The organism is Eggerthella hominis (assembly GCF_014287365.1).
Lineage (GTDB): Bacteria > Actinomycetota > Coriobacteriia > Coriobacteriales > Eggerthellaceae > Eggerthella > Eggerthella guodeyinii.
Window position 1 is genome coordinate 88,099 of sequence record NZ_JACOOA010000009.1, and the last position, 20,381, is coordinate 108,479.

Genomic DNA, 20,381 nt, shown 5'->3' on the forward strand with positions numbered 1-20,381 from the left:
GGGCCGGGCGCTCGGTTAGACCACCACGAACCCGAGCACGAGGTAGAAGAGCAGCGTGAGGCCGCCCGCGATGAGCGCGTAGGGGCGCAAGCTGCGGGTGAGGTCCACGGCGTTGGAGCCCAGCTCCTCGCCGATGAACATCACCAGCGCTCCGCGCGGCGAGAGCACCGAGCCAAAAGTGGCCGCCGAGAAGAGCACGGCGGAAAGGACGAAGGGGCTGATGCCCATGGAGTCGGTGACGGGCAGGCACGCCGCCATGAACAGCGCGGTGGTGGGCCAGAACATGCCGGTCAGCGTTCCGATGGCGGCTGCCGCCACGAAGAAGAACGCGAGGGCCGCGCCGGGAACCATGAAGCCCGCGACCGCCTGCACCAGCTCAGGGAAGCCGATGAGCTTCAGTATGGTGGTGAGCGTGAAGCCGACCATGAGGTAGACCGTGGGCTTGAACACGCCGAACATGCCCTTCCAGAAGCTGTCCATGAATTCGGCGAAGGTCATGACCCTCCGTGCGGTAAACCACACCATCTCGAAAGCGATGGCGACGAGGCATGCGATCGCCAGGTCGCCGTCGAGCGCGATGCCCACGGCCAAAAGGACGATCAGGGGGGTTACGAAGTCGAGGGGGCGCGCCTTGAGAGCGGCGTTGTCCAAAAGCCCCTGATCTTCATAGCAGGAGAAGTCGTAAGCGCCTTCGCGCTTCTTCGCGATGGCATGCTTGACGGTGCCGAACGCCGGCATGATGCCCAGGGAGAACAGCACGATGATGGCCGTGAGGATGATGGGGAACACCATGATCGGCATGACTTGCGTCACGAAGTCCATCATGCCGTTGGCAGCGAAGCCCGAACTGACCATGAGCTGCGAGAAGTACACCGACCACGTGGCCATGGGCGTGAACGCGACGAGCGGGATGCACAGCGCCACCACCAGCATGCCCACGACCTCGGCGGGAATGCGGTTCTTGCGTCCGATGGTCTTGCCGTACGAGTCGAGCACGGCGGCCTTCAGGAACTCGTCTGCGTAGACCAAGATGCCCAAGACGACGATGGAGAGCATCGATTTCTTCTCGTTGTTGGCGAAGCGCTTCGTGACCCAGTTGCTGAAAGCGGCGGTGGCGCCGGCGTCCGTGAGGATCTGCGTGACCGCTCCGATGGAGAGCGTGAACACGATGACCCACATGTTGCCGGGCTCGCTGCTCGTTTCCGCGAGGAAGTTGTAGAAGAGCAACGGGATGTTCCAGTCGCCGGTTTGCGCCGCATAGATGATCACGGCCGTGATGATGCCCGCGATGCACGACTCGAAGGCGCGCTTCGATATCATCACGCCTGCGAAGGCGACGATAATGGGGATGAGGCTCACGACGAACATGCTGTCCCCTCCTTTCTACGCGGTCTTACGCGTCGTTGCCCATGACGGCGTAGGTGACGGCCTTGATGGTGTGCTGGCGGTTGCCCGCCTCGCGGAAGATGTAGCCGGCGTTGTCCTCGAACACTTCGTCGGTGACCTCGAAGCCCTTGTCAAGGAACGCTTGGAGCTCCGGATCGGCGATGGCGCCGATGAGGTTCTGCGCCGCGCTGTGACCGCTGTTGTGGGTTGCCGGCAGCATGTGGATGAAAATCGCGTTCGGGTTCTTGGTGCGCTCCATGAGCTCGCGGTTGACCTGGTAGGGACGGTACTTGGCGATGCCGGGAAGCCACGTGATGGCCTTGTTGGTGAAAAATCCCCAGTTCTCGGTCGACACGACGTCCGTGCCTTCGATGGCGTCCACATCTTCGGTCTCGAGGAAGCTGCACTCGGGATGGTGCTTCGCGTACAGGTCGTTGATGAGGGCCTTCTGCTCCTCGGGAAGGGCGCCGGACCAGCCGTCGAGCTTGGCTCCCTCGGGAACCTCGCGGCGGAAGGCCACGCGCTCCTCGGGGGTGAGCAGCTCGAGCGACTCCTCGAGCGTCATGTAGGAGGTGATGAAGCGGAAATTCATGCCGAGCATGGCGCAGGCCACGGCGTAGGAGAACGCGCAGCAGGCCCCGCCGCGCCCGATGTAGGTGAACGTCTTGCCGCGGTACCCTTCGCGGCCCCAAACCTCGTCGAGCGTCATGAAGTCGGCAAGCATCTGCGTGGGATGCTCGTGCATGGTGTAGCCGTTGATGATGGGGATTGCGCTTTCGGCGGCCATCTCGACGAGCTGCTCGTGGTCCTTGCCGCGGTAGGCGATGACGTCGTACATCTCCGAGAAGACGCGCATGGAATCCTTGATGGTCTCCTTCGCGCCGAAATGCGAGTTGGAGAGGTACGTGGTTCCCATTCCCAGATCCTGCGCGGACGTCTCGAATGCGCAGCGCGTGCGCGTGGACTCCATCTCGAAGAGCATGAGCATGTTCTTGCCGATGTTCTTCTGCTGGTTCACGCCCTCTTTCTTCTCCTTCTTGAGCTTGGCGGACAGGTCGAGCAGGTGACGGAGCTGCTCGGGCGTGCATTCCTCGAGGGTCAGGAAATGCTTGCCTTTCAAGGAACCTTCTACGTTGGACATGGCTGCCTCCTTTTTGTTATAAACATACATGTTTGTATGTTTTTGGCCAAAAAAATATACCGCTCAGACCAGGCTGCTCAAAATCACCTCGACGAAATCGGCGATCTCCTCTTCCGAGAAATAGCGGTTCTGTTCGCCCGTGTCCTGCGAGGCGTTGTACGTGTCGAATCCCAGCAGGTTCATGTAGACGGAAAGCGTGAGCATCCGCGCGCTTTTGTCGCGTCGGAACTCCCCGAGATCCTGGCCCCGTTTGATCTCGCCCTCGATCAGCGAGGTGAACTCGCGGTCCAAGCGCGCCTGACGCTCGGCGAGGTCGGAAAGCTCGTCGCAGGCCTCTACCTTGTACAGGATGATTTTGGTGTAGGGGTTGTCGACGTTCTTCTTCAGGAAGTCGCACGTAAGGAAGCTCTTCACGGTCTCGTAGGCGGACTCGAAGTGCCGGTAGCTCGCGTAGATCTCGCGATAGAATTCTTCGTAGCGATCGACGACTTCGTCGAGGATGTCCTTCTTGGATTTGAAGTTCCAGTAGAACGCGCCGCGGGTGAGGCCGACGCGGCGCACGATGTCCTCGAGCGTGGTGTGGGAGTATCCCTTCTCGATGAACAGGCCGATGGCGGAGTCGATGATGAGCTCTCGCGTCTCCTGGGAGTTGTGCTGCCGAACCATATCGCCTCCTCGATGCACCATCGTCTCACCGGATAGCGCGATGATACCCGTAAAATACATTCATGTATGTTTGTTATCGGTGAACGGCGTGTTTTTATCGGTGGACGGCAGCCCTGCTGTGTGGCTCGTCATCCGAGCGAGGGCGCTGGGCGCCTTCGCTCAGGAGGCAACGCTAGCCGACGGTGGTCAGCTCGCGGGGGTAGCTGTTGAGCACTTCGCAGCCGTCGTCGGTGACCAGCACGAGGTCTTCGATGCGCACGCCGAACTCGCCGGGCAGGTAGATGCCCGGCTCGATGGAGAACACCATGCCCGCTTCAACCGGCGCGTCGTGCGTGGCCGACACGTCGCCGGGTTCGTGCACGTCGAGGCCGATCTGATGCCCGAGGCGATGGGTGAAGTACGGCCCGTAGCCGGCCTCTTCGATAACGGTGCGCGCCGCCGCGTCGATGTCGCAGAAGCGCACGCCGGGGGCCACCAACTCGCGGGCCGCTTCGTTCGCGCGCCGCACGGTATCGTGCACCTCGCGCTGCTTCTCGGTGGGCTCGCCGAACACGAACGCGCGCGTCATGTCGGAGCAGTATTCGTCCTGACGGCAGCCGACGTCGAACAGCACCACGTCGCCGCTGGCCAGCGGCGTGTCGTCGGGTTCGTGATGCGGGTCGGCGGCGTTCGCGCCGAAGCTGACGATGGGCGTGAACGAGTGTCCCTGCGCGCCCAGTTCGCGATAGATCGCCTCCAGCTGGCCGGCCACGTCGGCTTCGGTGACGCCCTCGTGCACGAGCTGGCGGAAGCGGCCCATCGCGGCATCGTTCGTGGCGCTGGCAGCGCGCATGAGCTCGCGCTCGGCATCGTCCTTGATGGCGCGCGCGTCGTCGACGGCCTCGGAGGCCAGCGCGAAGCCCGCTGCGGCACCGCGGTCCATGAGCGGCAGCAAGAAGCGCGCGGGCAGGTTCTTGTCGCAGCCGAGCGGCGCGTCGGGGTCGCACAGCTCTTCGACGATGGCCAGCGGGTCGTCGGTATCCGTGAACGAGCGGACGGCGCACGCCGCATCGGCCGGGGCGGTGAACAGCGCGTTCAGCACGAGCGTGGGCGGGATGCTCGGAGCGATGATCAGCCCGAGGAAGCGTTCGCCCGGCTCGGCGTAGACGCCGGTGAGGTACTGGATGGAACGGGGATCGCACACGAGCATCTGCTCGAGGTCGCGGCTCGCGAGGTTGCTCCTCACGGCGTCGACGCGCTGTTCGTACATGGCGTGGCTCCTAACGTGGTCGTCGGCAGAACCGAACTGCTTGACTTCTTTGTTCGCTGCGATCATAGCTCATCGAACGCCTCGTGCGGAGGGCGTCCGCCGAATGCGGTGATATTCGGGAGGGCTGGTTCGCGCAGGGGCGTTGGCGTATGATACGGAGCATGGCAAACGGACTGACATACACGCGCAAAACGACCTCGTCCGAAGCGACGAAACAGCTGGCGGCCACGCTTGCGCCCTACTTGCAGGCGGGCGACGTCATCGTGCTGTCGGGCGACCTGGGAGCGGGCAAGACGCAGTTCGTGCAGGGCGTCGCGGCGGGCCTCGGCGTGCGCGATCAGGTGACCAGCCCCACGTTCAACATCCTGCTGACGTATCCGGCCGGCTTGCTGCCGCTGTACCACTTCGACCTGTACCGTCTCGAGGAGGCGGACGAGCTCGAGGACATCGGCTATTACGAGACCATCGACGGCGACGGCGCGTCGTTCATCGAGTGGGGCGAGAAGTTCCCCGAGGCGTTGCCGTACGGCTATCTCGAGCTGTCGCTGCGCGTGGACGACGCGGGCAACCGCGCGGTCACGGCGCATGCCTACGGCGACCGCGCGCGCAGGTTGCTGTTCGTATGGGCGAAGGATTCTAAGTCGCGGCTCATGAAGTGCGCGGGAGGAAATGCGTGAGCGAATTGAACTCGCGTCCTGAGGGCGCGTCTGAACGGGCACGATACGTGCTCGCATTCGATACTGCCAACGAAATCATCGCGATCGGCCTGGGCGTGCTGCGCGCGTCGTCGCAGGCGGTCGAGGTGGTGGCGTCCGTCGAGGTGGAGGCGCGTCGCGCGTCGAACACGCAGCTGTTGCCGCGCATCGACGAGGCGTTGACCGCGCACGGCGTGGCGCGCGAGGATATCGCGTGCGTGACGGTGGGGCGCGGCCCGGGCTCGTTCACGGGCGTGCGCATCGCGATGGCCACGGCGAAGGGCGTCGCGTCGGCGCTCGAGGTTGCGCTCGTGGGCGTGTCGTCGCTCGATGCGGTGGCGTGGAACGCGTGGGCGGCGGGCGAGCGCGGGCCGTTGGCCGTGGTGGCCGACGCCATGCGCAAGGAAGTGTACCCGGTGCGCTACCTGCTGGGCGACGAGGGAATCGAGCGACTCGAGGCCGACCGCGTGGTGAAGGCCGAGCTTGCCGCCGAAGAGTTGGCCGCCGATGAGGCGTCGCTGCAGGTGACGGGCGATGCGCTGCGCAAGTACGCCGATCTGTTCGAGGCGTGCGGCGCGACGCTGGCGCCCGAGCTGTGGACGCCGACGGGGCGCGGGCTGCTGCTGGCACTGCAGGCGGCGTGGCGAGCCGGCGAGGCGGACCCGTTCGACGCGCGCCGCCACGATCCCGCGTTCGCGCTGCCCGTGTACACGCGGCTGTCGGACGCGGAGGAGAACGAGCGCATCCGCCTGGCGAAGAACGATCCGAAGAACCTCATGACCGGCGTGCAGGACGTGGCGAAGCGGGCCGACCAGCGCGCCACCATGCACGACACCGCCATCCTGAACGCGCAGCCCGACGAGCGCGGCATCACGTACAAGCCGCTCGATGCCGCCCACGCGGCTGCGGTTGCGGCGCTGGAGTCGCAGGTCATGGGTTCGGACGCCTGGAACGAAGCCCTCGTCGCCGACGAGCTCCCCCGCCTCGACCGCGTATGGTGGGCGGCTTACGAGGGGGAGGCGCTCGCAGGCTACGCCGGCGGGTGGATCGTCGACGGGCAGGTGCAGATCCTCAAGGTGGGCGTCGACCCGGCCATGCGCCGCCGCGGCATCGCGCGCGGGCTGCTGGCCCGCGTGGCGGCCGACGCGCGCGACCTGGGCGCGTCAAGCTGCTCGCTCGAGGTGCGCGCGGGCAACGCCGGCGCGCAGGCGCTGTACGCCGCGCTCGGCCTGGTCGCGCTCGGCGTGCGCCCGCGCTACTATTCCGACGGCGAGGACGCCGTCATCATGGAGGGCCCCCTGCCGCAGGGCTTGCACGACGTGGCCGGCATGGAGCTGCACGTGCACGACGCGATGGGCGAGGCGTCCGCGGCTCGCCCCCTCATCCTCGCCATCGAATCGTCCTGCGACGAGACGGCGGCCGCCATCGTCGACGGCAACGGCACGCTCATCGCCGACGTCGTGGCTTCGCAGATCGACTTCCACGCGCGTTTCGGCGGCGTGGTGCCCGAGATCGCCAGCCGCAAGCACATCGAGGCCATTTGCGGCGTGTGCGACGAGTGCTTCGACGTGGCGGCTGCCGCGCTTGGGATGGAGCGTCTCACCTGGCGCGATCTCGATTCCGTGGCCGTGACCTACGCGCCGGGGCTCGTGGGCGCGCTCGTGGTGGGCGTCGCCTTCGCGAAAGGCGCGGCCTGGGCGGCCGACCTGCCGTTCATCGGCGTCAACCACCTCGAGGGCCACCTGTACGCCAACAAGATCGGCGCGCCCGACTTCGAACCCCCCGCGGTGGTGTCGCTCGTGTCGGGCGGCAACACGCTGCTCGTGCACATGAAAGACTGGGGCGACTACGAAACGCTGGGAGCCACCATCGACGACGCGGTGGGCGAGGCGTTCGACAAGGTGGCGAAGGCGTTGGGCCTGGGCTATCCGGGCGGCCCCGTCATCTCGAAGCAGGCCGCACTGGGCGACCCGTCGGCCATCCCGTTCCCGCGTGCCATGATGCACTCGGGCGACCTGCGCTTCTCGCTGTCGGGGCTGAAAACCGCAGTGGTCACCTACATCAACAACGAGCGCGCCGCCGGGCGCGAGCTCAACGTGCCCGACATCGCTGCCAGTTTCCAGCAGGCCGTGGTGGACGTGCAGGTGAAGAAGGCCGAGATGGCGCTGCGGCAAACGGGTGCGCGCACGTTCTGCCTCGGCGGCGGCGTGGCCGCGAACCCCGTGCTGCGCGACGCTTACCAGCAGCTGTGCGAGCGCTTGCGCGTGCGACTGACCCTGCCGCCCATGAGCGCCTGCGGCGACAACGCCGGCATGATCGCGCTCGTGGCCCTCGACCGCCACAACCAGGGCAAGTTCTTCCCCCTCGAAGCCGACGCCCAAGCCCACGCCAACCTCGACGACCCGTACTAAGGAAGGGGTGCGCTAGCCCCCTCTCCCTCTTCCCGTCGCGCGCGACTCCTCCTGCGAATGTTTCACGTGAAACATTCGTTCGGGGGCGCGATCGCGCGCGTCGTTTCCCCATCTTAATCCTTCCTTAACACGCGGGCTTCCATCTTTACGTCGCGCTCATGCGGTTCTTCTTATGCTGGGTTCGTGGCGGCGCTCCCGTACGCGCCGCCACGCCAGGCAACTCGTAAGGAAGGATCATGATGAGTATCGTAACCGGGATCGTTGGGGGTTTGAGCATCGTCGTTGCTCTCTACCTCTTCTATGTGCTTCTGCGAGGGGGTGATGAACGATGACGGGTGAAGTGTTCGAGTACGCAATCTACCTCGCGCTGCTGGTGGCCCTCGCCATTCCGCTGTCCGCGTATATCAACCGAGTGATGGCGGGCGAGCGGGTGGCCGTGCTGTCGCGCGTGCTCAATCCGGTGGAGAACCTCATCTACCGCGGCATCCGCGTCAATCGTCAGGAAGACATGGGCTGGAAGCGCTACCTGGTGAGCGCGCTCGCATTTTCGGCCATCTCGCTCGTGGGGCTGTTCGCCATCCTCATGCTGCAGGGCGTGCTGCCCGGCAACCCGGAGGGCATGTCCGGCCTCAGCTGGGACCTCGCGTTCAACACCGCCGTCAGCTTCGTGACGAACACGAACTGGCAGGCCTACAGCGGCGAGGCGGCGCTCAGCTACTTCTCGCAGGCCATCGGCCTGACCGTGCAGAACTTCGTCACGCCGGCCGTGGGCATCGCCGTGCTGTTCGCGCTGTTCCGCGGCATCGTCGCCGAGAACGTGTCCGGTTTGGGCAACTTCTGGAAAGACGTGACGCGCGCGGTGCTGTTCGTGCTGCTGCCGCTGTCGTTGGTGGTGGCTATCGTCGATGTCGCGCAGGGCTCGCCCCAGAACCTCTCGCCCTACGAGACGGTGCAGCTGGTGGAGCCGGTGGGCGTCACGGCCGACGGCGACATCGTGAGCGCCGACGACCCAGCGGCCGAGCAGATCGTCACGCAGGAGGCCATCCCCCTGGGGCCGCAGGCCAGCCAGGTTGCCATCAAGCAGCTCGGCACGAACGGCGGCGGCTACAACGGCGTGAACTCCGCCAGCCCGCTTGAGAACCCCACGCCGCTGACGAACCTCATCCAGTGCATATCGCTGCTGCTCATCCCCGTGTCGCTCGTGTTCAGCTTCGGCCGCTTCGTGAACGACCGTCGACAAGGGCGCGCCCTGTTCGCGGCCCTGTTCATCCTGCTGCTGGCGGGCCTCGTGGCCATCGCGTACTTCGAGCAGGTGGGCACGCCGCAACTCGCGCAGGACGGCGCAGTGTACATGGGCACGTCCGATCAGTCGGGCGGCAACATGGAAGGCAAGGAAACGCGCTTCGGCGTGACGGACTCGTCGCTGTGGGCGGCGTTCACCACCGCCGCTTCGAACGGCGCGGTGAACTCGATGCACGACAGCTTCACGCCCCTCGGCGGCATGGTGCCCATGATTCTCATGGCGCTCGGCGAAGTGGTGTTCGGCGGCGTGGGCTGCGGCCTGTACTCGCTGCTCGGGTTCGTGCTGCTCACGGTGTTCATCGCCGGCCTCATGGTAGGACGCACGCCGGAGTATCTCGGCAAGAAGATCGGGCCGAAGGAGATGCGCATGGCGGTGATCCTGTGCGTCACCACGCCGCTCGTCATCCTCGTGGGCGCGGCCGTCATGTGCCTCGACCCCGCCACGGTCGACAGCCTCACCAACTCGGGCGCGCACGGATTCTCGGAAGTGCTGTACGCGGCCATCTCGGCGGGCGGCAACAACGGCTCGGCGTTCGCGGGCCTCAGCGCGAACACGCCCATGATCAACGTGGTGCTGGGCGTCGAGATGCTGGTGAACCGCTTCATTCCGCTGGCGGCGGCACTCGTGCTGGCCGGCGGCTTGGCGAAGCGCTCGAAGGTGGCGACGAGCGCAGGAACGCTGTCCACCTGCAACACCATGTTCGTGTTCCTGCTGATCGTTATCGTGCTGCTGGTGGGTGCGCTCACGATGTTCCCCGCGCTTGCGCTGGGTCCCATTGCCGAGCATCTTCAGATGGTGCTCGGGTAAGGCAAGGTGAATGGAGCTATGACTACAACAACTTGGGAAGACGCGGGCGCTCGCAGCCCCCGCGGCAATCGGAACGACGGCGCCATGAACGCGCTCGCGAAGCGCGCGGTGCGCGACGCCTTCGCGAAGCTCGATCCCCGCGAGCAGGCGAAGAACCCCGTCATGCTCATGGTGTACCTCTCGGCCATCCTCACGCTGGGGCTGTTCGTGCTGGCGCTGTTCGGCGTGACGGACTCGCATCCGGCGTTCGTGCTGGCCATCTCGGTGGTGCTGTGGCTCACCGTGCTGTTCTCGAACTTCGCGGAAGCGTTGGCCGAGGGCCGCGGCAAGGCGCAGGCCGACTCGCTGCGCGCCGCCAAGTGCGACGTGGACGCGCACAAGATCAACCAGGGCCAGCTGGCCAAGGGCATGCATCTCGACGACCCGGCCGAGTTCTTCCGCCTGAACGCGAGCGAGGTGAGCTCGGCGCTGCTCAAGAAGAAGGACCTGTTCTTCGTGGCGGCGGGCGAGCAGATTCCCGCCGACGGCGAGATCGTCCTGGGCGCGGCCTCGGTGGACGAGAGCGCCATCACGGGCGAGTCTGCCCCGGTCATCCGCGAGTCGGGTGGCGATCGCTCGGCCGTGACCGGCGGCACCACGGTGCTGTCCGACTGGCTGGTGGTGGAGGTGACGGCCGATGCGGGCCACAGCTTCCTCGACCAGATGATCGCGATGGTGGAATCGGCCTCGCGCAAGAAGACGCCGAACGAGATCGCCCTCGAGATCCTGCTCGTGGCGCTGACCATCGTGTTCCTCATCGTGGCCGTGGCGCTGTTCCCGTTCAGCGCGTTCACGGCCGGGCAGGAGGGCGCGGCGAACCCGACGACGCTCACCTCGCTCATCGCGCTGTTCGTGTGCCTGGCGCCCACCACCATCGGCGCGTTGCTGTCGGCCATCGGCATCGCCGGCATGAGCCGCCTCAACCAGGCGAACGTGCTGGCCATGAGCGGCCGAGCCGTGGAGGCCGCGGGCGACGTGGACGTGCTGCTGCTCGACAAGACGGGCACCATCACGCTGGGCAACCGCCAGGCCGCCGCGTTCATCCCGGTGGACGGCGCGTCGGAGCGCGACGTGGCCGACGCGGCGCAGCTGGCCAGCCTCACCGACGAGACGCCCGAGGGCCGCAGCATCGTGGTGTTGGCGAAGGAGCTGTTCGACATCCGCGCTCGCGAGCTGGAAGGGTCGGGCATGGAGTCCATCCCGTTCACGGCGCAGACGCGCATGAGCGGCGTCGACTTCGGCGGCCATGAGATTCGGAAGGGGGCGGCCGATGCCGTCAAGAGTTATGTGGAGTCGCACGGCGGCACGTACAGCGCTCAGTGCGCCGGCATCGTTGAGGATGTCTCGCGCGCAGGTGGCACTCCGCTGCTCGTTGCTCGCGATCATCGTATTCTGGGCGTCGTGCATCTGAAGGACATCGTGAAGCAGGGCATCAAGGAGAACTTCTCCGACCTGCGCACCATGGGCATCAAAACCGTCATGATCACGGGCGACAACCCCATGACGGCGGCGGCCATCGCGGCCGAGGCCGGCGTGGACGACTTCATCGCCGAGGCGACGCCCGAGACGAAGCTGGCCGCCATCCGCGGGTACCAGGCCGAGGGCCACATGGTGGCCATGACGGGCGACGGCACGAACGACGCGCCCGCGCTCGCGCAGGCCGACGTGGCCGTGGCCATGAACAGCGGCACCCAGGCGGCGAAGGAAGCCGGCAACATGGTGGACCTCGACTCCAGCCCGACGAAGCTCATCGACATCGTGCGTATCGGCAAGCAGCTGCTCATGACGCGCGGCAGCCTGACCACGTTCTCCATCGCGAACGACGTGGCCAAGTACTTCGCCATCATCCCGGCGCTGTTCGTGCCGCTGTACCCGCAGCTCGAGGCGCTCAACATCATGCAGCTGGGCAGCCCGTCGTCGGCCATCCTGGCGGCCATCATCTACAACGCGCTGATCATCGTGGCGCTGATCCCGCTGGCGCTCAAGGGCGTGAAGTACCGCGAGGGCACGGCGCAGAGCCTGCTCACCCGCAACCTCGTGGTGTACGGCGTGGGCGGCGTGGTGCTGCCGTTCGTGGCCATCAAACTGTTGGACATGGCGTTGGTGGCCATCGGCGTGTAGCCCTTTTTCACGGGTCCGGCGAGCCAACTCGCAGGACGAAAGCGCGGGCGGCCGGGCACAAGCGGCCGCCCGCCGGCGGAGCTACTATCGAAAGGAAGCGAACCGTAATGAGCAAGTTGAAGACCTGGGGGAGCGCAGCGCTGTTCTTCGTGGCGATGACGCTGCTGTGCGGCGTGCTGTACACGGCGGTTACCACGGGCATCGCGCAGCTGCTGTTTCCCCAGCAGGCGAATGGGTCCATCATCGAAGTGGACGGCGTGAAGTACGGCAGTACGGTGGTGGGCCAGGAGTTCTCGGACGACGATCATATGTGGGGGCGTCCCACGAACGCGAACGTCAGCACGTTCACCGACGATGCGGGCAACCCCGTGATGTGGTACGGTCCCTCGAACCTGAGCCCGGCCAGCGACGAGTTCGACCAGCTCGTGGCCGAGCGCGTGGAGAAGATCCGCGAGGCGCACCCGGAGAAGGGCGACCGCGCCATCCCGAGCGACCTCGTGACGTGCTCCGGCAGCGGCCTCGACCCGCACATCTCGCCGGCTGCCGCCGAGTACCAGGTGGATCGCCTCGCGAAGAACACGGGCAAGAGCACGGAGGAGGTTCGCGACATCATCGAGCAGTGCACCGAGCAGCCCCAGTTCGGCGTGTTGGGCCAGGCGCGCGTGAACGTGCTGAAAGTGAACCTCATGCTCGACGGCGTGCTGTAGCAGGGTTCCGGCGGTCTGACGGCCGCCGGAACGGGCCGACAGGCCGCGCCGCGAAGCAAGTCCCCGAAGGGAGCCCCTCGCTGGCTCACTGCGCCAACCCGTGATCCGCTCGACAACCAACGAGGAATGGTGCGTGCTATGATGAGCGGCGCGAAAGGAAAGGACGATCATGACCGATACGAGGTGCGACGGCTTCGACGCCCGGCGCGATCCCGATGCCATCCTGCGGCAAATCGAGGAAGCCGAGGCCACCGAGGGCGACACGCGCGGCAAGCTCAAGATATTCTTCGGTTATGCGGCGGGCGTCGGCAAGACGTACGCCATGCTCACGGAGGCCCATGAGGTGTTGGCGAAGGGCTATGACGTGGTGGTGGGATACGTGGAGCCTCACACGCGCGTCGAGACGATGGCGCTCGTCGACGGGCTCGAGCAGATTCCCCCGCGCGAGCAGCGCCATCGCGGCATCACGCTGAGGGAGTTCGATCTCGATGCCGCCTTGGAACGCCGCCCGCAGATCATGCTCGTGGACGAGCTGGCCCACACGAACGCCCCGGGCGGCCGTCACAAGAAGCGCTACCAGGACGTGGAGGAGCTGCTGCGCGCCGGCATCAACGTGTTCACCACCGTCAACGTGCAGCATCTCGAGGGGCTCAACGACAAGATCGCCGCCATCACGCACGTCAGCGTGGCCGAGCGCATTCCCGACCGGCTGTTCGACCAGGCCGCGTCCGTCGAGCTCGTCGACATCGAGCCCGACGACCTCATCGAGCGCCTGGAGGCGGGCAAGATATACCTGCCCGAGCGCGCGAACACGGCGCTGGCCAACTTCTTCTCGCGCAAGAACCTGGCGGCGCTGCGCGAGATCTCGCTGCGCCGCATGGCCGACCGCCTCACGCGCAAGGGCGAATGCGTGGAGGCCGGCCGCCACTTCGAGGTGGGCGAAGACGTGCTCGTGTACGTCACGGCCGATGCGGGCAACGTGAAGGCCATCCGCGAAGCGGCGAACATGGCGGAGGCCTACCACGGCGCGCTCACGGCGCTCATCGTGGAAACGTCGCGCGACAAGCGGGTGGAGGGCGAGGTGCGCGGCCGCCTGCGCGCCAACACCGACCTTGCCGAGGAGTTGGGCGCGCACGTGGTCACGCTGTACGGCGAGGACATCGCCCAGCAGATCGCGCAGTATGCCGAGACGGCGGGCATCGCGCACATCGTGGTGGGCAGCACGATGGGGCTGCGCTCGCTGGCGCTCGGCCGCGAGGGGCTGGCGAACCGGCTCATGCGTCACGTGCACGGCGCGGTGGTGAACGTGGTTCCGGTGCGCGACCTGCCGGTGCAGTACGGACGTCTGCGCGAGGCCGCCGGCCTGCGCCCCACAACGGGCGACGTGTGGAAGGCGCTGGCGGCTGTGGGCATCGCCACGGCACTCGGCATGGGCGTGTACGCCATCGGGCTGTCGTCGTCGGTCATCCTCATGCTGTACCTGCTCGTGGTGCTGTTCGTGGCCACGAAGGCCGACGGGTTCTTCTACGGGCTCATCGCGTCGCTCGGCAGCATGCTGGCGTACAACTTCTTCTTCACCACGCCGCGCTTCACCTTCAACGCCTACGGGCTGAACTACCCGTTCATCTTCGGCTTCCTGCTGCTGGGCACGCTGGCGGCCTCGTCGCTGGCCGTGCGCATGAAGCGCCAGGCCATCAGCACCACGCGCCGCGCGTACCGCACCGAGGTGCTGCTGGAATCCAGCCGGAAGCTGCAGGCGGCACCCGACGTGGACACGTGCTTCCGTCTGGCTGCGCAGCAGATCATCAAGCTGTTGAATCGGCCCGTGGTGATGTACCGGCTGCACGACGGCGTGCTGGGCGCGCCCGAGGTGTACGACGTGCCGGGCACCGTGGGCGACGGCTCGTCGGCGGCGCTCGTGTCGCCGGGCGAAGCGGGCGTCGCGGCGTGGGTGGCCTCGAACAACGAGCGCGCGGGCGCCACCACCGAGACGTTGGCCGACGCGCGCTGCCTCTACCTGCCCATCAGGGCGAAGGATGCCGTGTACGGCGTGGCGGGCCTCGTGGTGGACGGCACCGACGACGAGGATTTCGGCGGCTTCGAGAAGAACCTGCTGCTCATGGTGCTGGACGAGTGCGGCCAGGCCGCCGAGCAGATCAGCCTCGAGCGCGAGCGCCGCCACATGGCCGTGCGCGTGGAGAAGGAGACGCTGCGCTCGAACCTGCTGCGCACCATCTCGCACGACCTGCGCACGCCCCTCACCAGCATTTCCGGCGACGCGGACGTGCTGTTGCACGAAGGCGGCGCGCTCAGCGAGGAGCAGAAGGAGCGCCTGTACCGCGACATTCACGACGACGCGTGCTGGCTGGTCACGCTCGTAGAGAACCTGCTGTCCATCACGCGCATCGACAACGGCACGCTGCAGATCGCCCGTCAGCCCGAGTTGGTGGGCGAAGTGGTGCGCGAGGCGCTGCAGCATACGGATCGGCGCGCCGAGCAGCGCCGCATCGACGTGTTGCTGGACGACGAGCTGCTCATGGCCCAGATGGACGCGCGCCTGATCATCCAGGTGATCATCAACCTCGTGAACAACGCCGTGTCCTACACGCCGCCCGACGGGCGCATCGTCGTGTCGGCCCGTGCGGTGGCGGCGAGCGGCGGCGAGGGGCCGCGCGTGCGCATCGGCGTGTCGGATGAGGGCCCCGGCATTTCTGCGGAGGAACGCACGCATCTGTTCGACCTGTTTTACAATGGTTCCACCGGCAAACGCGGCGACAAGAGCGGCGACTTCAAGCGCGGCTTGGGCCTCGGGTTGCCGCTGTGCCATTCCATCGTCGACGTGCACGGCGGCGTGCTGGAGGTGCGCAACGTCGAGCCGCACGGCAGCGAGTTCTGGTTCATGCTGCCCGCCGTGCAGGCCGACGACGTGATTGCCGAGCGCATGAACGAGTCCGAAGCGTCCACGACGGAGGAGCGCCATGGCTGATGGCTACAGGATACTGGTGGTGGAAGACGACACGGCGGTGCGGCGTCTCGTGACGACGACGCTCAACCTGCACGGGTACGCCTGCCAGGAGGCCAAGACGGCCAACCAGGCGCTGCTCGAGCTGTCCACCCAACCGCCCGACCTGGTGGTGCTCGACCTGGGGCTGCCCGACCGCGATGGCGTAGAAGTCATCCGCACGCTGCGGGAATGGTCGGCGCTGCCGGTCATCGTGCTGTCGGCGCGGCTGGAGGACGCCGACAAGGTGGAAGCGCTCGACGCCGGCGCCGACGACTACCTCGTGAAGCCGTTTTCCGTCGAAGAGCTGCTCGCACGCGTGCGCGTGGCGCTGCGCCGGCTCGACCGCGAGCGCGCCATGCGCGGCCAGGCCGACGACGCGGTGTACGAGAACGGCGGTCTGAGCATCGACTTCGCGGCCGCGTGCGTGCACCGCGACGGCGAGGAGATCCACCTCACGCCTATCGAGTACAAGCTGCTGTGCCTGCTCGCACGCAACACCGGCAAGGTGCTCACGCACAACTACGTGCTCAAGGAAGTGTGGGGCAGCGCGCTCGCGTCCGACCGCTCGTCGCTGCGCGTGTTCATGGCCACGCTCCGCAAGAAGATCGAGCCCGACCCCGCGAACCCCCGCTACATCCAAACCCACGTAGGAGTAGGCTACCGCATGATGCGCGTAGAGTAAGGCGCGTTCTTTCGCGAGCCCGGGCATCCTCTGCGCTTTCCTGCGCCGCGCAACCCCGCCCGCCAAACGAATTTGCCGAAATGCCGGGAATATTTGCTTCAATCCGCGCCTCTGATCAGCGAGAATGATTGTGATGAAACCGCTGCGGAAGGAAACGGCATGGTGGGCGAGAAACTGATGAAGCTGCGGAAGAAGCGGGGGATGAGCCAGCAGCAGGTGGCCGCCGCGCTGGGCGTGACGCGCCAGACCGTCTCGAATTGGGAATGCGACCAGGGCGCGCCGGCGCTCGACAAGGCGAGCGAGCTTGCGCGGCTCTACGGCGTGAGCCTGGACGACCTCGTGGCCGACGACGTGGAAGTCGTGATGGCCGACCCCGATCGCGTCACGAGGGAGCCGCGCGATCTGCACGTCCTCAAGCGCCTCGAAGGAAAGCGCTGCCGCATCTGCTACCGAGCGGTATTCGGCGAACTGAATTTCTACGATCCCGCCACCATGCCCGACAAGGTTCGCGTGCTCGCCGTCGGCGACGAATGGCTTCGTGTCGAGTGCGAGCTTCGCAGCGGCGCGTTCCGGTCGAAGAAGGAGACGGCGGTACGCCTCATCGATGTCGACGCGATCGACAGCATGCTCGCATGGCCGAGCGACGACGAGGAGGCGGCATCATGATCGAGTTGTTGCTGGTCATCGTCATCGTGCAGCTCGGATTCGTGCTCAGCAGGTTGCCGAAGAAGGACGCCGCTTCGCAGGACAGCTTCACCGCGCGTTGGGAGCGCGAGCGGGAGGACAACGCCGCACGCATCGCCTCTCAGCTGCGCGAACTGCACGGTCGCGCATGCGTCTTCACCTTGTGGACGCCGGGGCGCATCTTCGCCGATGCAGGAGCATCGAGCGCGCAAGGCAACGGAATCGTCCTCGACTCCGACGACGAGTGGGCGCTCATCGAGTGCCCCGCTCCCTTCGGCGCCAAGGGCGCCACGCAACGCCTGTTCCGCGTAGCCGACATCAAGTCCGTAGCGGAAATCACCGGATAGCCCCTGCGCTTTGTTCCCGGCTTCCCGGTGTGCCGCGGGTTCCATGCGGCGAACTGCGGCTCTCCTACGCTGCCGGCTTCGTCGCGACGTGCACGGCGGCGATGCCACCTGTGTAGTTCTTCCAGGTCACGTTCTCGAACCCGGCCTTCTCCATCATGGTCGCCAGCCCCTGCTGATCGGGGAACGCCTTGATGGAGCGCGACAGGTACACGAAGCCCTCGCGGTCGCCCGTGATGAGCCCGCCCCAGAAGGGGATGAGGTGCTTGAGGTAGAAACCGTACAATGCGCGCCACACGGCGTTCGGCGGCGTGGAAAACTCCAGGCACACGAGCGCGCCGCCGGGCCTCAGCACGCGAAACATCTCGGACAGCGCTTGGTCGCGCTCGGGCATGTTGCGGATGCCGTACGCCATGGTGATGGCGTCGTACGAGCAATCGTCGTACGGGATGTGTTGCGCATCCACCACCTCGAAGTCCACCGGCACGCCCTCGGCCTTGCCGTCCGCGTAGTGCATGCGCGCCACGTCGAGCATTTCGTTCACGAGGTCGGTGCACTGGATATGGCGGGGGTGCTTGGCGTGTGCCACGGTGAACGTTACATCGCCCGTGCCGCCCGCGATGTCGAGCACGTCCGCGTGCGCGCCGATGGGCGCCTGGCGCATCATGCCGGCCAACCACGCCTTGTAGGCGCCGAAGCTCGACACGGCGTTGAACCGCTCGTATTTCTTGGCGATGGAGGAGAAGATGTCTTTCACGCGTTCGGACGAAATGTCCGCGGGCGCTTCCTTGCCGGTAGCGGTATCGATGCTCACAGGTGATGCTCCGTTAATCAGGAAAGATTGGAAGGTGTAACCTTATTATACAGGAAAGGAACCTGCCAAGAACAGGCTCCTTTTTTCCACGGGCCGAGCGTATAATCTCCCGAACCCACGAAGGAGACAGAGGAGCACTTTTGGAACACGAGCACACAGATCCCACGGCCAGCCCTGAAACCAGCCCCGAACCCAGCCCCGAGCTCAATCCCGAGTCCGACCCGGTGTTCGAGGCGGAGCAGCGCCACCTGAGCGAGACGTACGCCACGCTGCAGACCATGGGCCGCGACCTGCTGGCGAAGATGGAGCGGAACAGCAAGGACGCCGCCGCCGACAAGCTGGCGATGGTGGACGAGCTGACGGTGAACCTCGCCAGCTACGCCGACGCCATGGAAACCTACGCCGACTTCGCCACGGTGAACCGGGTGATCGATGCGTACAACCTCGCGCAAACCGTCGATGCCGAGAAGCTCACGAGCATACAGGTGCTGCTCAGGCAGCCCTACTTCGCGAAGGTGGTCATGCAGCTCAAGCCCGGCCAGAAGCCCAAGGAGCTCTACATCGGCACGGCCGGCATCTCCGACGACGCGTACCGCCGTCTCGTGGTGGACTGGCGCTCGCCGGTGGCCGAGGTGTACTACAACCAGGAGAACGGCCCCACGTCCTACGAGGCCAACGGGCGCACCATCCACGTGGACCTCAAGCTGCGTCGTCAGTTCGACATCGAGGCCGACCGGCTGAACGCCTACTTCGACACGAGCGTCGCCATCCAGGACGCCATGCTGCTGGCCTCGCTGACGAAGCAGCGCACGGCGCAGATGAAGGCCATCACCGCCACCATCCAGAAGGAGCAGAACCTCGTCATCCGCCACGAGGACGTCCCGACCCTGCTCGTGAGCGGCATCGCCGGCAGCGGGAAGACGTCCGTGCTCATGCAGCGCATCGCCTACCTGTTCTACCAGCAGCGCGAGAGCCTCGACCCCAGCGAGGTGTTCCTCATCACGCCGAACCCCGTGTTCGAGCACTACATCGAAGGCGTGCTGCCCGACCTGGGCGAGCGCAACCCCGAATGCCTCACCTGGGACGAGTTCCTGCAGGGGCTCATGCCGCCCGACCGCACCGGCGGGCAGGCGCCCGCGTCCCTCGACACGTTCGAGCGCATCGACGCCGCCTGCGCCACGTTCACGTTCGACCAGCACGATTTCAAGGAGCTTCGCATCAACGGCGAGCGCCTGGTCACCGTCGGCCAGATCCTCCAGGTGGCCGCGAAGTTCAAGAACATCCCCGCCGGCCCGCATCTCGTCACGCTCATGCGCGAGGAGCTGCTGGAACGCCTGGAAAGCCGCCTCAAGCAGCTGGCATCGTCGGAGAAGGTGCTCGACGAGATCGCGGAACTCGCTCCCGACGAGCAGGTCGACCTGTTCCACGAGACGTTCGACCCGCACGACGAAAACCAGGTGCGCGCCATGGGGCAGCAGTACGTGGACGCCCGCTTCGCGTCTGCGCGCCGCGCGGTGGAGAACGACGACTGGCTGCGCATCGATCGCATCGGCATGCGCCTGCTGGGCGTGGAGAACCTTGTGCCGGTGGAATGGCTCTACCTCAAGATGGCGCTCACGGGCCTCGGCAACCCGAGCGCGAAGTACGTGATGATCGACGAGGTGCAGGACTACACGGTGGCTCAATTGGCCGTGCTCGCGCGCTACTTCAAGCGCGCCCACTTCCTGTTGCTGGGCGACGGGAACCAGGCCATCGCGCCGGGCACGGCCACCTTCGACGAGGTGCGCGCGCTGTTCCGGAAGGCGCGCGGCCCGCTGGAGGAATGCCGCCTCATGACCAGCTACCGCTCAACGCCCGAGATCACGCAGCTGTTCGCCAGCCTGCTCAGCTCCGAGGAGCGTCTGCGCATCTCGTCCATCCAGCGCGCCGACACCGCGCCGGTGATCCGCGCGTACGCCGACCGCGACGAATACGACCGCGCGCTGCGCCGCACCATCGCGGAAGCCTCCGAAAACGACGGGCTGACCGCGGTGATAGTGCCCCAGAAGCACCAGGCCAAGCAGCTGCAGAAAGCGTTGGGCGATGCGGCCCCCGCGCTCATCGACGCGTCCGCGACGCTGCCGGCGCGCGGCGTGGTGCTCGTGCCGCTGCGCTTGGCGAAGGGGTTGGAGTTCGACCACGTCATCGTCCCCGACGCCAGCGCGCAGACGTTCCCGGACGACCCGCTGTCGCGCCGCCGCCTGTACACCACCATCTCGCGCGCCACGCGCACCATCACGCTGCTCGCGCAAGGCGAGGTCACGCCTCTGCTGGCCGACCGCTCCTGAC

At 66.3% G+C, this 20,381-nt stretch carries 15 protein-coding genes; 10 read left to right on the plus strand and 5 right to left on the minus strand.

The window, feature by feature from the left end:
* Positions 1–15: 15 nt before the first annotated feature.
* The 4 genes from H8S61_RS15805 to H8S61_RS15820 form a co-directional block, all read right to left on the minus strand.
* On the minus strand, positions 16–1,368 hold the full coding sequence (locus H8S61_RS15805; protein ID WP_186939653.1) for a Na+/H+ antiporter NhaC family protein: 1,353 nt from the start codon (positions 1,366–1,368) through the stop codon (positions 16–18).
* A gap of 25 nt (positions 1,369–1,393) precedes the next feature.
* A complete protein-coding gene (locus tag H8S61_RS15810; RefSeq protein WP_186939654.1) occupies positions 1,394–2,527 on the minus strand; it encodes a Rossmann-fold NAD(P)-binding domain-containing protein in 1,134 nt (377 codons plus the stop codon).
* Between the two features lie 63 nt (positions 2,528–2,590).
* The gene (locus H8S61_RS15815) at positions 2,591–3,193 is read right to left on the minus strand and encodes a TetR/AcrR family transcriptional regulator (protein WP_186939655.1); all 603 of its coding nucleotides are present in this window, start codon (positions 3,191–3,193) and stop codon (positions 2,591–2,593) included.
* Positions 3,194–3,365: 172 nt separating this feature from the next.
* Complete coding sequence (locus H8S61_RS15820; protein WP_255466662.1) at positions 3,366–4,508, minus strand: M24 family metallopeptidase; 1,143 nt, start codon at positions 4,506–4,508, stop codon at positions 3,366–3,368.
* Positions 4,509–4,603: 95 nt separating this feature from the next.
* Here H8S61_RS15820 and tsaE point away from each other — a divergent pair, with 95 nt between their 5' ends.
* The 9 genes from tsaE to H8S61_RS15865 all read left to right on the plus strand — a co-directional run bounded on the left by tsaE (position 4,604) and on the right by H8S61_RS15865 (position 17,242).
* Positions 4,604–5,119 carry a tRNA (adenosine(37)-N6)-threonylcarbamoyltransferase complex ATPase subunit type 1 TsaE gene (tsaE, locus tag H8S61_RS15825; RefSeq protein ID WP_154332384.1) on the plus strand — a complete coding sequence of 172 codons (516 nt, stop codon included), beginning with the start codon at positions 4,604–4,606 and terminating at the stop codon, positions 5,117–5,119.
* Positions 5,116–7,548, plus strand: coding sequence for a tRNA (adenosine(37)-N6)-threonylcarbamoyltransferase complex transferase subunit TsaD (gene tsaD, locus H8S61_RS15830; RefSeq protein WP_186939656.1), 2,433 nt, complete (start codon positions 5,116–5,118; stop codon positions 7,546–7,548). The genes tsaE and tsaD overlap by 4 nt, the downstream gene beginning before the upstream one ends.
* A gap of 328 nt (positions 7,549–7,876) precedes the next feature.
* Positions 7,877–9,658, plus strand: a complete 1,782-nt coding sequence (gene kdpA, locus H8S61_RS15835; RefSeq protein ID WP_186939657.1) for a potassium-transporting ATPase subunit KdpA — start codon at positions 7,877–7,879, stop codon at positions 9,656–9,658.
* Between the two features lie 18 nt (positions 9,659–9,676).
* Positions 9,677–11,818, plus strand: coding sequence for a potassium-transporting ATPase subunit KdpB (kdpB, locus tag H8S61_RS15840; protein ID WP_186939658.1), 2,142 nt, complete (start codon positions 9,677–9,679; stop codon positions 11,816–11,818).
* A gap of 107 nt (positions 11,819–11,925) precedes the next feature.
* On the plus strand, positions 11,926–12,525 hold the full coding sequence (gene kdpC, locus H8S61_RS15845; RefSeq protein WP_186939659.1) for a potassium-transporting ATPase subunit KdpC: 600 nt from the start codon (positions 11,926–11,928) through the stop codon (positions 12,523–12,525).
* 169 nt (positions 12,526–12,694) lie between these two features.
* On the plus strand, positions 12,695–15,511 hold the full coding sequence (locus tag H8S61_RS15850) for an ATP-binding protein (protein WP_186939660.1): 2,817 nt from the start codon (positions 12,695–12,697) through the stop codon (positions 15,509–15,511).
* Positions 15,504–16,211 (plus strand): response regulator, encoded by a 708-nt coding sequence (locus tag H8S61_RS15855; RefSeq protein ID WP_154332379.1) that lies wholly within the window; start codon positions 15,504–15,506, stop codon positions 16,209–16,211. Before H8S61_RS15850 ends, H8S61_RS15855 begins: the two co-directional genes overlap by 8 nt.
* A 159-nt stretch (positions 16,212–16,370) precedes the next feature.
* Positions 16,371–16,877, plus strand: coding sequence for a helix-turn-helix transcriptional regulator (locus H8S61_RS15860; protein WP_186939661.1), 507 nt, complete (start codon positions 16,371–16,373; stop codon positions 16,875–16,877).
* Complete coding sequence (locus H8S61_RS15865; RefSeq protein WP_186939662.1) at positions 16,874–17,242, plus strand: hypothetical protein; 369 nt, start codon at positions 16,874–16,876, stop codon at positions 17,240–17,242. Before H8S61_RS15860 ends, H8S61_RS15865 begins: the two co-directional genes overlap by 4 nt.
* Positions 17,243–17,306: 64 nt before the next feature.
* On the opposite strand, the gene H8S61_RS15870 is transcribed toward H8S61_RS15865, so the two are convergent.
* Positions 17,307–18,053, minus strand: coding sequence for a class I SAM-dependent methyltransferase (locus H8S61_RS15870; RefSeq protein ID WP_186939663.1), 747 nt, complete (start codon positions 18,051–18,053; stop codon positions 17,307–17,309).
* A gap of 140 nt (positions 18,054–18,193) precedes the next feature.
* On the opposite strand from H8S61_RS15870, the gene H8S61_RS15875 reads away from it, so the two are divergent.
* On the plus strand, positions 18,194–20,380 hold the full coding sequence (locus tag H8S61_RS15875; RefSeq protein ID WP_186939664.1) for a HelD family protein: 2,187 nt from the start codon (positions 18,194–18,196) through the stop codon (positions 20,378–20,380).
* The last annotated feature ends 1 nt before the right edge of the window (position 20,381 follow it).

What these genes read in the sequence shown, in the direction of transcription:
- H8S61_RS15820 (WP_255466662.1), bottom strand. Translation starts at nt 4,508, where the DNA reads ATGATCGCAGCGAACAAAGAAGTCAAGCAGTTCGGTTCTGCCGACGAC.
- H8S61_RS15865 (WP_186939662.1), top strand. Translation starts at nt 16,874, where the DNA reads ATGATCGAGTTGTTGCTGGTCATCGTCATCGTGCAGCTCGGATTCGTG.
- H8S61_RS15805 (WP_186939653.1), bottom strand. Translation starts at nt 1,368, where the DNA reads ATGTTCGTCGTGAGCCTCATCCCCATTATCGTCGCCTTCGCAGGCGTG.
- kdpA (WP_186939657.1), top strand. Translation starts at nt 7,877, where the DNA reads ATGACGGGTGAAGTGTTCGAGTACGCAATCTACCTCGCGCTGCTGGTG.
- H8S61_RS15810 (WP_186939654.1), bottom strand. Translation starts at nt 2,527, where the DNA reads ATGTCCAACGTAGAAGGTTCCTTGAAAGGCAAGCATTTCCTGACCCTC.
- kdpB (WP_186939658.1), top strand. Translation starts at nt 9,677, where the DNA reads ATGACTACAACAACTTGGGAAGACGCGGGCGCTCGCAGCCCCCGCGGC.
- H8S61_RS15850 (WP_186939660.1), top strand. Translation starts at nt 12,695, where the DNA reads ATGACCGATACGAGGTGCGACGGCTTCGACGCCCGGCGCGATCCCGAT.
- H8S61_RS15855 (WP_154332379.1), top strand. Translation starts at nt 15,504, where the DNA reads ATGGCTGATGGCTACAGGATACTGGTGGTGGAAGACGACACGGCGGTG.
- H8S61_RS15815 (WP_186939655.1), bottom strand. Translation starts at nt 3,193, where the DNA reads ATGGTTCGGCAGCACAACTCCCAGGAGACGCGAGAGCTCATCATCGAC.
- kdpC (WP_186939659.1), top strand. Translation starts at nt 11,926, where the DNA reads ATGAGCAAGTTGAAGACCTGGGGGAGCGCAGCGCTGTTCTTCGTGGCG.
- H8S61_RS15860 (WP_186939661.1), top strand. Translation starts at nt 16,371, where the DNA reads ATGGTGGGCGAGAAACTGATGAAGCTGCGGAAGAAGCGGGGGATGAGC.
- tsaE (WP_154332384.1), top strand. Translation starts at nt 4,604, where the DNA reads ATGGCAAACGGACTGACATACACGCGCAAAACGACCTCGTCCGAAGCG.